13 protein-coding genes are annotated in these 12,395 nt (G+C 71.3%); 9 read left to right on the top strand and 4 right to left on the bottom strand.

What is annotated here, in order from left to right; all coding sequences use genetic code 11:
• Nucleotides 1–62: 62 nt before the first annotated feature.
• Nucleotides 63–197, top strand: a complete 135-nt coding sequence (locus tag OHU89_RS14220; RefSeq protein ID WP_107080587.1) for an SPW_0924 family protein — start codon at nt 63–65, stop codon at nt 195–197.
• 21 nt (nt 198–218) lie between these two features.
• Nucleotides 219–1,208 (top strand): DUF3068 domain-containing protein, encoded by a 990-nt coding sequence (locus OHU89_RS14215; protein WP_405642872.1) that lies wholly within the window; start codon nt 219–221, stop codon nt 1,206–1,208.
• Here OHU89_RS14215 and hrpB read toward each other — a convergent pair.
• Together hrpB and OHU89_RS14205 are read right to left on the bottom strand one after the other, a co-directional pair.
• On the bottom strand, nt 1,198–3,687 hold the full coding sequence (hrpB, locus tag OHU89_RS14210; RefSeq protein WP_405642870.1) for an ATP-dependent helicase HrpB: 2,490 nt from the start codon (nt 3,685–3,687) through the stop codon (nt 1,198–1,200). The two genes, OHU89_RS14215 and hrpB, sit on opposite strands and share 11 nt — an antisense overlap.
• Before the next feature lie 78 nt (nt 3,688–3,765).
• Entirely contained in the window at nt 3,766–4,602 is an 837-nt protein-coding gene (locus tag OHU89_RS14205; RefSeq protein ID WP_405654489.1) for a class I SAM-dependent methyltransferase, read from the bottom strand.
• A gap of 370 nt (nt 4,603–4,972) precedes the next feature.
• On the opposite strand from OHU89_RS14205, the gene rpsA reads away from it, so the two are divergent.
• The 4 genes from rpsA to OHU89_RS14185 all read left to right on the top strand — a co-directional run bounded on the left by rpsA (nt 4,973) and on the right by OHU89_RS14185 (nt 8,885).
• Entirely contained in the window at nt 4,973–6,478 is a 1,506-nt protein-coding gene (gene rpsA, locus OHU89_RS14200; protein ID WP_046263549.1) for a 30S ribosomal protein S1, read from the top strand.
• A gap of 362 nt (nt 6,479–6,840) precedes the next feature.
• Nucleotides 6,841–7,779 (top strand): PAC2 family protein, encoded by a 939-nt coding sequence (locus OHU89_RS14195; RefSeq protein ID WP_266893834.1) that lies wholly within the window; start codon nt 6,841–6,843, stop codon nt 7,777–7,779.
• 45 nt (nt 7,780–7,824) lie between these two features.
• Complete coding sequence (gene coaE, locus OHU89_RS14190) at nt 7,825–8,454, top strand: dephospho-CoA kinase (protein ID WP_405642867.1); 630 nt, start codon at nt 7,825–7,827, stop codon at nt 8,452–8,454.
• A 50-nt stretch (nt 8,455–8,504) separates the two neighbouring features.
• Nucleotides 8,505–8,885 (top strand): tetratricopeptide repeat protein, encoded by a 381-nt coding sequence (locus tag OHU89_RS14185; protein WP_046263552.1) that lies wholly within the window; start codon nt 8,505–8,507, stop codon nt 8,883–8,885.
• A gap of 7 nt (nt 8,886–8,892) precedes the next feature.
• On the opposite strand, the gene OHU89_RS14180 is transcribed toward OHU89_RS14185, so the two are convergent.
• Nucleotides 8,893–9,159 carry a DUF6343 family protein gene (locus OHU89_RS14180; RefSeq protein ID WP_266893839.1) on the bottom strand — a complete coding sequence of 89 codons (267 nt, stop codon included), beginning with the start codon at nt 9,157–9,159 and terminating at the stop codon, nt 8,893–8,895.
• A 76-nt stretch (nt 9,160–9,235) separates the two neighbouring features.
• Here OHU89_RS14180 and OHU89_RS14175 point away from each other — a divergent pair, with 76 nt between their 5' ends.
• From OHU89_RS14175 to OHU89_RS14165, 3 genes are all read left to right on the top strand, one after another.
• Nucleotides 9,236–10,147 carry an acyltransferase domain-containing protein gene (locus OHU89_RS14175; protein WP_405642865.1) on the top strand — a complete coding sequence of 304 codons (912 nt, stop codon included), beginning with the start codon at nt 9,236–9,238 and terminating at the stop codon, nt 10,145–10,147.
• Between the two features lie 86 nt (nt 10,148–10,233).
• Nucleotides 10,234–10,926, top strand: a complete 693-nt coding sequence (locus tag OHU89_RS14170; RefSeq protein ID WP_405642863.1) for a class I SAM-dependent methyltransferase — start codon at nt 10,234–10,236, stop codon at nt 10,924–10,926.
• 96 nt (nt 10,927–11,022) lie between these two features.
• The gene (locus OHU89_RS14165) at nt 11,023–11,493 is read left to right on the top strand and encodes a DoxX family protein (protein ID WP_405642861.1); all 471 of its coding nucleotides are present in this window, start codon (nt 11,023–11,025) and stop codon (nt 11,491–11,493) included.
• A 160-nt stretch (nt 11,494–11,653) separates the two neighbouring features.
• Here the strand turns inward: OHU89_RS14165 and OHU89_RS14160 are convergent, their stop codons facing one another.
• Nucleotides 11,654–12,277, bottom strand: a complete 624-nt coding sequence (locus OHU89_RS14160; protein ID WP_405642859.1) for an RNA-binding S4 domain-containing protein — start codon at nt 12,275–12,277, stop codon at nt 11,654–11,656.
• Between the last annotated feature and the right edge of the window lie 118 nt (nt 12,278–12,395).

Raw genomic sequence — 12,395 nt, 5'->3', positions numbered from 1 at the left:
CCACCCGTTGCTACGGTGCCGGACCTGACGACCTATCAGTTCCAGACCGTCGGGAGGCCCGCATGCGTGCTCTGATCGCCGCCGCGATCGGCCTGGCCGTGGCGCTCGCCCTGGTCCTCACGATCACCGCGATGGGGTCGCCGGCCGGCAAGACGTCCCCGAAGCCGCTGCTGACGACGGTGCCGTCACACCCGTAACCACCCGGGAGGGAGGCCGAGATGCGCCGCAAGGCCAGCCTGATCCTGCTCGCTCTCGCCGTGTTCTTCGCGGCACTGTCCCCGCTGCTGCGCTGGTACGCCTTCCCGCGCCTGGCCAAGATCCCGGCCGGCCAGTACCAGGACATGGTCCTGGAGGCGAAGGACGCCACCCTCATGAACAACGCGATGCAGGTCGAGAAGGTCTCCAAGGTCACCATCGTGCAGACCCTCAAGGGCAACGTCGAGGCCTCCGAGAAGATCGAGAGGACCCTCGGCCGGGACGTCGTCGTCTGGGACGGCCTGTCCTACGCCCAGGGACCCGACGGCCAGCAGGTCGCCTACATCCCCGAGCGGTACATCTTCGACGCCCACACCCAGGAACCGGTCCACGCCACGGGCGAGATGGTCGACGGCGACCCGGTGAAGCGGGAGGGCCTCGAGTTCAAGTGGCCCTTCCTGACGGAGAAGCGGGACTACGAGTACTTCGACGCCCAGACCCGCACCTCGTCCCCCATCCACTACAAGGGCACCCAGGACTTCCGCGGCCTGGAGGTCTACTACTTCGAGCAGACCATCCCCTGGAGCCAGGTGAAGTGGCCCAAGAAGCTGCCCATCGCGGGCGTCACCCCCGAGCAGCTCGCCAAGACCGGCACGACCCGCTGGTACACCACGGTCCGCAAGTTCTGGGTGGAACCCGTCACCGGCGCCCCCGTCTACGGCGAGGAGATCCACAAGGAGGAGCTCCGCGGCGGCACCCTCCTCGGCGACCGCGACAAGGTGACGGCGTTCGCCGGCCACGTGAAGATGCGCGAGGACTACATCGAGCACACCGTCGACCTGGTCAAGTCCAACCGCACCCTGGTGCTCCTGATGACCTCGTACCTCCCCTGGGGCTTCGCGACCCTGGGCGTGCTCCTGTTGGCCCTGTCCCTGTACCTGGAGGCCCGCAGCCGCCGCCCCGACGAACCGGAACCCGCCACGGACTCCGCACCCGAACCGGTCACCGCCTGAGCCGCGCGTTCGTATACCGTGTCGGCTCGGCTCCAGCCGGGTCCTCGGGCCAGGGATGCTTCGGATACCGGCCCCGCAGCTCCGCCCGCACGCCCTTGTAGCCGTCCTTCCAGAACGACGCGAGATCGGCGGTCACGGCGGCCGGGCGCCCGGCGGGCGAGAGCAGATGGACGAGCAGCGCGACCCCGGCGACCGCGGGCGACTCGTGCAGCCCGAACATCTCCTGCAACTTCACCGCGAGAACGGGCTGCTCGGGGTTCGCGTAGTCGATCCGGATTCTGGACCCACTGGGCACGGTGATCCGCTCGGGAGCGAGTTCGTCGAGCCGCGCGGCATCCCCCGAGGCCCAGGGCAGCAGTCGGCCCAGCGCGTCCCCGGCGTCGATCCGTGCCAGATCGGCCCGCCGCCGGGCACGACCGAGCTCCGGCTCCAACCACTCGTCCACGCGCGCGTGCAGTGCTTCGTCGGAGACGTCCGGCCACGGCTCCCCGAGGTGCAGCCGCAGAAAGGCGAGCCGCCGCCGCAGCACGTCGGCCTCGGGCGACCAGCGCAACAGACGCAGCCCTTCCTGCCGTAGCCCTTCAAGAAGCGCGTCGCGTACGAGAACGGGGTCAGGGTTCCGGAGCGTGCGCACCGCCAGCTCCACGGCCCCCAGCCGCTCCACACGCCGCGCCACGACGTCCCCGTCGGCCCAGTGGACCTCGTCCCGCTCGTCGAGCAGCGCCCCTGCCGCCTGCCGCGCGGTCTCCTCGCCGACGACCGCGCCGAGCTGCACGCGTGCGTGGCCCTTCCCGACGGGGCGGTCCGCGACGGCGACGGCGATCCAGGGCGCCCCGCGCAGACCGGTGGCGTCACGGACCTCGGCGCGGGTGCCCGACACCATGCGATAGGAACCGCCGTCGGCCTTGGCGACCCGCTCGGGGAAGGCGAGGGCGGCGACGAGCCCGACGAGGGCATCCTCCGTGAGAGAGGACGCGCGGGTCGGCTCGTCGGTGAGGGCCTGCAGTCGTCGCACCTCCGTACGCCAGCGCCCCGCATAGGCGTCGCCCCCACGCCGGGCCGTCCGTACGGCGGCCGCCAGATCGTCGCCGTACTCCCGCGGCGGCTCCTCACCGAGCAGCGCGACCACCTCGGCCACCTCCCGCGAGGGTCCGGCGTCCAGCAGGGCCCGCCCGAGCCGGGGATGCAGCCCCAGCCGGGCCAGCCGTGCCCCGCGCTCCGTCGCCCGCCCGGCGGAGTCCACCGCGCCGATCGCCGACAGGACGCTCCGCGCGGCGGCCATCGCCCCGGTCGGCGGCGGATCCAGCAACGCCAGCCCGGAGGCGTCCGGATCGCCCCAGCAGGCCGTCTGGAGGGCGAACGCCGTCAGGTCGGCCACCTTGATCTCCGGGGCCGGGAAAGCAGGCAGCCGGAGGTCCTCCGCCTCCGTCCAGCAGCGGTACGCCACACCCGGCGCCTCACGCCCGGCCCGCCCCAGCCGCTGACTGCCCACCGCGCGGGAGGCCCTGACCGTGGTCAGCGCGCTCAGCCCGCGCGCGTGGTCCACCCGAGGCTCCCGCGTCAGCCCCGAGTCGACGACGACCCGCACCCCGGGCACCGTCAGCGACGACTCGGCGACGGAGGTCGCCAGCACCACCCGGCGCCGCTCGCCGGGCGCCAGCACCGCGTCCTGCACGGCGGCCGGCGCCCGCCCGTGCACCTGGAGCACGTCCACGTCGAGACCGCCCAGCTGCCCGGCGACCCGCGCGATCTCGCCCACGCCGGGCAGGAAGCACAGCACGTCCCCCTCCCGCTCGGCCAGCGCCCGCCGCACCACCGACGCCACATGCGTCAGCAGCGACGGATCGACCCACATGCCGTGCGAGGGCCGTACCGGACGGGCCGGGGGAGCCCAGACCACCCCGACCCCGTACGCCCTCCCGTGCGCCTCGACCACCGGCGCCCCGCCCAGCAGCCGCGACCAGCCCTGCGCGTCGGTCGTCGCCGACGCGGCCACCAGCCGCAGCTCCGGCCGCAGCGCCTGCCGTACGTCCCACAGGAACGCCGCCGTCGTGTCCGCGTCCAGATGCCGCTCATGACACTCGTCCAGGACCACCACGTCGACGCCCGCGAGCTCCTGGTCCCGCTGGAGCCGCTGCAACAGGACACCCGTCGTCACGACCTCCACGCGCGCGTGGCGCCCGACGACCCGCTCCCCGCGCACGGTGTAGCCGACGCTCCCGCCGACCTTCTCGCCCAGCAGCCACGCCATCCGCCGGGCCGCGGCGCGGGCCGCGATCCGCCGCGGCTCGGCCACGACCACCCGCCGCGCGGGAGCGTCACCGCCCAGCAGCCCGGCCAGCGCCAGCGGTACGAGGGTGGTCTTGCCGCTGCCGGTCGGCGCGACGAGAACGGCGGTGCCGTGCGCGTCCAGGGCGTCGGACAGGGCGGGCAGGGCACCGCGTACAGGAAGGGCGTCCAGAGCGTCGTAACGGATCACGCCCCCAGTGTCGTACGACCGCGAGCACGCCCCGCTACGCGCGTGCTCCTCTTTGAGCCACGCGCGCGTGCGTGGCTGTCAGTCCCGCTCGCACACGAAGATCGCCGACCCCGGGATCAGATTCCCGCGCAGCGGCGACCAGCCGCCCCACTCCGCGGTGTTCCAGGCCGGCCACTCCGGCTCGACCAGGTCCACCAGGCGGAAGCCCGCGGCGACGATGTCCCGGACGCGGTCGCCGACGGTCCTGTGGTGCTCGACGTACACCGCGCTGCCGTCCTCGGCCTGCTCGACGTACGGCGTGCGGTCGAAGTACGAGGCGGAGACGGTCAGCCCCTCCGGGCCGGGCTCGTCCGGGAACGCCCAGCGGATCGGGTGGGTGACCGAGAAGACGAAACGCCCGCCCGGCCGCAGCACCCGGCGCACCTCCGACAGGACCAGCACAGGGTCCGCCACGAACGGCAGCGCGCCATACGCCGAACACGCCAGGTCGAAGGAGGCGTCCGCGAAGGGCAGCGCGCCGGCGTCCGCGCAGATGAGGGGAAACGATCCGCCGATGCGCAGCGCGTGCTGGAGCTGGCGGTGGGAGAGGTCCAGGGCGACCGGGCGGGCCCCCTGCTCGGCCAGCCAGCGCGAGCACTGGGCCGCGCCGGCGCCGATCTCCAGGACGTCCTTGCCCTTCAGCTCCTCCGGCGGGCCGAGCAGCTCGGCCTCCACCTCGTCCAGACCCTCGGGACCCCACACGAAGCGGTCGTCGCCGAGGAACGTGCCGTGCTCGACCTGGTACTCGTCCGCGTTGCGGTCCCACCAGCCCCGGTTGGCCCGGGAGCTCTCCGCGACATCGGCGTCACGCCGGGTGGCCTCGGACTCGGAGTCTGGTGTGACGTTGGGCTCGGACGCTACGGGCTCTTGGATGATCGGCTCCCTCGTCGTACTCTTCCCTCCAATCCGTCCCCTCGGGGGGTGTCACGGAGGAGGTGTCTCGGGGCCCGGATGGCCTCCAGAGACAGTTCTTGTGCCGGGTATGCGGCGATCCGCCCCGGGTGTGCGCCTTCGCGCATTGACCCTGTCCGGCTGCCCCCGTATGCTACAAGTTGCGCTGCGGGCCTGCGCTCCTCAGACGTAGCAGGCTGCGCTCGCATCTGTTGTATGTCCCCTCGGTTTTCGAGGCGCCATCGGCTTTGTCCGGTGTGGTGCTTCCTTGGCTGTCCGGCTTCTTCAGAGCGATACGGGCTCCCGGCGTAGCAGTACCTACGACTTTCTGTCCGTAACCGGAGCCCTTTCCCACATGACGAGCAGCACCGAGACCACCGCCACCACCCCGCAGGTTGCGGTCAACGACATCGGTAACGAGGAAGCCTTCCTCGCCGCGATCGACGAGACGATCAAGTACTTCAACGACGGCGACATCGTCGACGGCGTCATCGTGAAGGTCGACCGGGACGAGGTCCTGCTCGACATCGGTTACAAGACCGAAGGCGTGATCCCGAGCCGCGAACTCTCGATCAAGCACGACGTCGACCCGAACGAGGTCGTCGCCGTCGGCGACGAGATCGAGGCCCTGGTCCTCCAGAAGGAGGACAAGGAAGGCCGCCTCATCCTGTCCAAGAAGCGCGCTCAGTACGAGCGTGCCTGGGGCACGATCGAGAAGATCAAGGAAGAAGACGGGATCGTCACCGGTACCGTCATCGAGGTCGTCAAGGGTGGTCTCATCCTCGACATCGGCCTCCGTGGCTTCCTCCCGGCCTCCCTCGTCGAGATGCGCCGTGTCCGCGACCTCCAGCCCTACGTGGGCAAGGAGCTCGAGGCCAAGATCATCGAGCTGGACAAGAACCGCAACAACGTGGTCCTGTCCCGCCGTGCCTGGCTGGAGCAGACCCAGTCCGAGGTCCGCCAGACGTTCCTCACGACCCTCCAGAAGGGTCAGGTCCGCTCCGGCGTGGTCTCCTCGATCGTCAACTTCGGTGCCTTCGTGGACCTGGGTGGCGTCGACGGTCTGGTCCACGTGTCCGAGCTGTCCTGGAAGCACATCGACCACCCGTCCGAGGTTGTCGAGGTCGGCCAGGAAGTCACCGTCGAGGTCCTCGACGTCGACATGGACCGCGAGCGTGTCTCCCTGTCGCTGAAGGCGACCCAGGAAGACCCGTGGCAGCAGTTCGCCCGCACCCACCAGATCGGCCAGGTCGTGCCCGGCAAGGTCACGAAGCTGGTTCCGTTCGGTGCGTTCGTCCGCGTGGACGAGGGCATCGAGGGTCTGGTCCACATCTCCGAGCTGGCCGAGCGCCACGTGGAGATCCCGGAGCAGGTCGTCCAGGTCAACGACGAGATCTTCGTCAAGGTCATCGACATCGACCTCGAGCGTCGTCGCATCAGCCTCTCGCTGAAGCAGGCCAACGAGTCCTTCGGTTCCGACCCGGCCTCGGTCGAGTTCGACCCGACGCTGTACGGCATGGCCGCGTCGTACGACGACCAGGGCAACTACATCTACCCCGAGGGCTTCGACCCCGAGACCAACGACTGGCTCGAGGGCTTCGAGTCCCAGCGTGAGGTGTGGGAGAACCAGTACGCCGAGGCGCAGACCCGCTTCGAGCAGCACCAGCAGCAGGTCATCAAGTCCCGCGAGGCCGACGCCGCTGCTGCGGCCGAGGGCGGCGACGCTGCGGGTGCGGCTCCGGCCGCGGGTGGCGGCGGTGGCGGTTCGTACTCCTCCGAGGGTGCGGACACCTCCGGTGCCCTCGCTTCGGACGAGGCGCTTGCCGCTCTGCGCGAGAAGCTGGCCGGCGGCCAGAGCTGAACGGCTGCCGCTGAGGCTTAGCTGTTGACTGAGGGACCGCACCTTTCGAGGTGCGGTCCTTCAGTCTTTTGCGTCGGGCCTCCACCGGGTATGCACAGAGGCAGCGGTGTCTCTCTCACCCGCATTCAGGGCGGCCGTAGGTCGTCGACGCCGACCACTCCATCGCCGCGTTCCCGCCCGACACCCTCGCCAAGGCCGGACCCCCTCTTCCTCCCTCTCGCGCCACGCGCGTGGGGGCCCCTCGTGACGCAGTGGAGCGAGGCATGGGAACGCAGTAAGAGGTGCCTGATCAGAGGCGTGGGCGGGAATGCCCACGTCACAAAGGGCGTTGTGCAGTACGAACACGAGGAGGAGCGGTCACTGTGCTTGATCCGCAGGGTTTGTACGCATGGGAGCCGAAGGGCCTGGCTGTCGTCGACATGGCGCTCGCCCAGGAGTCGGCCGGCCTTGTCATGCTCTACCACTTCGACGGATACATCGACGCGGGCGAGACCGGCGACCAGATCGTCGACCGGCTGCTGGACTCGCTGCCCCACCAGATCGTGGCCCGGTTCGACCACGACCGGCTCGTGGACTACCGCGCCCGCCGCCCGCTGCTGACGTTCAAGCGCGACCGGTGGACGGAGTACGAGGAGCCCACCATCGACGTCCGGCTCGTCCAGGACGCCACCGGGGCGCCCTTCCTGCTGCTGTCCGGACCCGAGCCGGACGTGGAGTGGGAGCGCTTCGCCGCGGCCGTCCAGCAGATCGTGGAGCGGCTCGGCGTCCGCCTGTCCGTGAACTTCCACGGCATCCCGATGGGCGTCCCGCACACCCGCCCCGTCGGCCTCACCCCGCACGGCAACCGCAACGACCTCGTGCCGGGCCACCGCAGCCCCTTCGACGAGGCGCAGGTTCCCGGCAGCGCCGAGGCGCTCGTCGAATACCGCCTCATGGAGGCCGGCCACGACGTCCTGGGCGTCGCCGCGCACGTGCCGCACTACATCGCCCGCTCCCCGTACCCGGACGCGGCGCTGACCGTCCTGGAGTCCATCACTGCGGCGACGGGCCTCGTCCTGCCGGGCATCGCACACGCCCTGCGCACGGACGCCCACCGCACCCAGACCGAGATCGACCGCCAGATCCAGGAGGGCGACGAGGACCTGGTCGCGCTCGTCCAGGGCCTTGAGCACCAGTACGACGCGGCGGCCGGCGCCGAGACACGGGGCAACATGCTCGCCGAGCCGATCGACATTCCCTCGGCGGACGAGATCGGGATGGAGTTCGAGAAGTTCCTGGCGGAGCGCGAAGGCGACAACTGACCTCCGCCGGGTGCGCTGTCAGTGGCAGGCCCTAAGCTTCCGGTCATGCTGAAGGTTGGTCTGACCGGCGGGATCGGCGCCGGCAAGAGCGAGGTGTCGCGGCTGCTCGTCGAGCACGGGGGCGTGCTGATCGACGCGGACCGTATCGCGCGCGAGGTCGTCGCCCCGGGCACGCCGGGGCTGGCGGCGGTCGTCGAGGCCTTCGGCCGGGACGTGCTCGCCGCGGACGGCGCTCTGGACCGGCCGAAGCTGGGCTCGATCGTGTTCGCCGACCCCGACAGGCTCGCCGTACTGAACTCGATCGTGCACCCGCTGGTCGGCGCCCGCTCCCGCGAGCTGGAGGCGGCCGCCGCCGCGGACGCGGTCGTGATCCACGACGTCCCGCTCCTCGCCGAGAACGCCCTCGCCCCGCTGTACGACCTCGTGATCGTCGTCGACGCGAGCCCCGGGACCCAGCTCGACCGGCTGGTGCGGCTGCGCGGCATGACCGAGGAGGACGCACGCGCGCGCATGGCCGCCCAGGCGACGCGCGAGAAGCGCCTGGAGATCGCGGACATCGTCATCGACAACGACGTCCCCCTGGACGACCTGCGGCGACGTGTGACGGACGTATGGGCCGATCTCGCACGAAGAGCCCGCGCCTCGCACGCCTCGTCCCAGCCGCCCCAGGAATAGCAGGCCCCTGTCCGGGCGTTGAACGCTTCCAGTGAGGGAAGGACTCTGCCGTGCCCCAGACCAGCGGTTCGACCGGACGTACTCCGGAGACGCATGTCATCGACTTCCGTGCCGCCGAGCAACTGCTCGCCGCACGGGATCCGCAGGGCGCGGTGAAGCTGCTCGACCAGGTCATCGCCGCGCACCCCGAGAACACCGCCGCCCGCTTGCTGCGCGCGCGTGCCTTCTTCGCGGCCGCGCAACTGCGTCCCGCGGAGCTGGAGTTCACGATCGTGCTGGAGCGCGAGCCGGACAACGCGTTCGCGCACTTCGCGCTCGCCCGCACCTACGAGCGGCAGGCACGCCCGGACCAGGCCAAGCGCCACTTCCGGCTGGCCGCGGCACTCGACCCGAACCCGCAGTACCTGAAGGCGGCGCGGTTCGAGTCGTGAGCCTGCCCTAGGGCCGCCGGTTCTCCGGCGGCCGGTACGGCGGGATGCCCGGGCCCGGCTGGTAGTGCGGGCCCTGGCGGATGTGCCGGACGATCAGCGTCAGATCCACGGTGATCACCAGCCACAGCACTCCACAGGCGATGGCCCAGCCGGGGCGCCCCGTGAGGGCGAACGCCGCTGTGCCGAAGACCGCCCAGACCAGCCCCCACACGCTCAGCCAGAAGCGCGTGCGCAGCGCACTGCGCGCGGTCGTCGGCTCACTGCCCGTACGCATCGGGATCACCACTCCTTCTTGAAACGTACTCTTCGGTGCGACGTTCACCAAAGGCTCCGACCAGGGGGAGGACCACGTGCTTCCGGATACCGACGAGCTGGCCGAGGTGCTTCTGGACCTCGCGGTACCCCATGAGGACATCGACGAACTGATCGCGTCGCGCCGGACGCTGACGGCGGACACCGGGGCGATGCGGCTCCTGGCGGAGTGCGCCGAGGAACTGGTCCGCGACATCGGGAAGATCATCGAGTACGGCGACGGACTGCAGCTGGGGGAACGGGTCGCCGACGCACCGGTGGCGCTGCGCCGCTTCTTCGCCGCGTACGTGTTCGTCGCGGCGCTTCCGCACGCGCGCGCGTACCACCGCGCACTCGGCATCCCCGTGGACATCTCCCGGCGTACCCTCGCCGACCTCGGGCGGAACATGGTCGTCCACCGCCGACGGCACGGCAGTGCAGGGGTGCAGTCCCCGCAGTGGCTCACGCTCCATTTCCGCGGCGAGCTGTACCAGTTGGGGCGGTTGCAGTTCCAGCGGGCGAACCTCTGGACGGGCGCGGCGTCGGTGCTCGCACAGGCCGGGTTCGACGGGGCTGCGGGCACGCCCTGTCTGGACATCCACATCCCCGAGTTCCTCGGTCCGCTGACCCCGGCGGCCTGCGACCGGTCCGTGGCGCTCGCCCGGGAGTTCTTCGCCCTGCACCATCCCGAGGAGCGGTATCGGGCGGCGATGTGCCATTCCTGGCTGCTCGACCCGCAGTTGAAGCGATATCTGAACGCCGACTCCAACATCGTCCGGTTCCAGGAACGGTTCCGGATCGCCCGCCGGGGCAGCGAGCCCGCTGACACGGAACCGGTCCAGTTCGTGTTCGGGGACCCGGAGCTGGCGGTGGCGGGGCTACCGCGGCGGACGTCGCTGGAGCGGGCCGTGGGGGACCACCTGCGGGCGGGTGGGCACTGGTACATGGGGCGCGGCTGGTTTCCGCTGTGACGGCGGGCCGGACGTCTGCTGTAGCTCGGACGGGTGAATCTGTGCGAGTGGGGAACGGGCGTGCGGAGGTGGGCCGTTGGACGGGCATGGAGCTGAGAATGCGTGAGGGGTACGAGGGAACCGGGCCCGGTGCGATCACTCCCGACGGCTGCGCGGTGGAGCTGTACGCACGGCTGCCGGTGGGGGGCGAGCCGGACATCATCGCCGCGGCCGTGCCGGCGGGGGCGCACATCCTGGAGCTGGGCTGCGGCGTGGGGCGGATGACCCATCCGCTCCTGGAGCGGGGCTTCACGGTGACCGCGGTGGACGAGTCCCCGCAGATGCTGGAGCGCGTCCGCGGGGCCCGCACGGTATGCGGCCCGGTCGAAGGGCTCGACCTGGACGAGACGTTCGACGTGGTGATGCTCGCGTCGTTCCTGGTGCACGCCGGGGATGCCGAGGTGCGGCGGGGGTTGCTGCGCGCCTGTGCGCGGCATGTCGCTGAGGGCGGGTGCGTGCTGATCCAGCGGGAGGGCGCGGACTACCACACCAACCTGCCGCGCGAGCGGGTCGACCCCAGCGGCTTCACCGTCCGGATGGTGTCGGCGGAACCGGTCGGGGACGGGGTGAACTCGGTGCGCGCGGAGTACGAGTTCCCGGACGCGGTGTGGACCCAGACGTTCCTGGCACGGCCGTTGACGAAGGAGCAGTTCGAGGAGGCGCTGGGGGAGGCGGGTCTAGGGGTGGACAAGTATCTGACGGAGGACGGGACATGGGTGAGGGCGGTGCGGGTGGCCTAGATCGGGGATTTGGTCCGCGGGCGGCGATGAGTTTCGGAGTGGGTCCCGGTCTATCTCTCTGACAGCAGCACGGACCGCTTCCCACAGGAGACCCCGATGTCCGAGACCACTCTCCCCGCCAACGCCACCGCCGCCGCGTCCGTCCGGTCCGGCACCGTCGTCGCCGAGTCCGCGACCGCGCGCGGACGCCGTGCCCGGATCGCCCTGCGCACCCTGCAGGTGGTGCTCGCCCTGTTCTACGCCGTCGCGAGCGCCCTGCCCAAGCTGATCGCGCACCCCTCGGCCTCCGAGGGCTTCGCCGAGATGGGCTGGGGCGACGCCGGGATGTACACCATCGGCGTGCTCGAACTGGCCGGTGCCGTCGCGCTGTTGATCCCGCTGCTGCAGTCGGTGTCCGCGATGGCGCTGAGCGCGCTCATGGTGGGCGCGTTCGTCGTCCAGGTCTCCGTCTTCGACGGGGAGAACGCCGCGACACCTCTCATCCTGATCGTGCCGCTGGCCCTCATCGCGTGGGCCCGGCGGGACCAGAACGCGCGCCTGCTGGGACTGGTACGCCGACGCGCCTGACCCCCGCTGCGCGACGACGCGCGGCGAGGTCGGGTATCAGCACCGACGCACAGGGCGGTGGCGTCCGGAGAGCCTGAGGGCTTGCCCCGGACGCCACCGCCGTGTGCGTCGGGTGGGGTGCCAGGGCACGGGGGAGGCCCCTGGGGTGCGCGGTGTGTGGTCAGTGGCCTCCGGGGCGCCCGCCGGCTCCTCGCAGGCGTTCCATGTCGCGTCGGTCCCGTTTGGTGGGGCGGCCCGTGCCGCGGTCGCGGATGCCGGCGGGGGCGACGGCCTCGCGGGGCGGGGGCGGGGGGCTGTTGTCGACGTAGCACTGGACGGCGACCGGGGCGCCGACCCGCTTGCGGATGAGGCGTTTGACGACGACGATCCGCTCGTGGCCCTCGTGCACCAGGCGTACCTCGTCGCCGACGCGGAGGGAGTGGGCCGGCTTGACCCGGTCGCCGTTCACTCGTACGTGGCCGCCCTTGCAGGCGGTCGCGCCGGCGGAGCGGGTCTTGACCAGGCGTACGGACCAGATCCAGCTGTCGATGCGGACGGTCTCGCCGTTCTGCGGCCCGGCGGCCTCGGCGGCGGCCACCGCGGCGGCGACCTTCGGATCGACGGCCACGGCCGCTTTCGCGTCTCCGCCGGGCGCGTCCTCGCCGTCGCCGTCACCGGAGGGGCCCTCGGCGCCGACCGCGCGGCCACCGGGCGCCTCGGACTCCGTCCCCGTCACGGCGGCCCGACCCCGGCTGTTCCTGTCCGCAGCCTCACCCACACCGTCATCAGCACGTTCAGCAGCCATGCCCCGACGATAGTCGCCGCGCACACCCGACCCCACGGGATTTCCCCAGGGAGCGTGCTTCCCGCCCGGTTCGTGTGGCCGCTGCCGGCACTCGGGGCGGCCTGGACACCGTCGTACG

Origin of the sequence: Streptomyces sp. NBC_00019 (assembly GCF_045041015.1) — a bacterium.
In the GTDB taxonomy this organism is placed as follows: Bacteria; Actinomycetota; Actinomycetes; order Streptomycetales; family Streptomycetaceae; genus Streptomyces.
The sequence above is the reverse complement of the archived record's forward strand: the minus strand, read 5'-3'. Positions and strand labels throughout refer to the sequence as shown.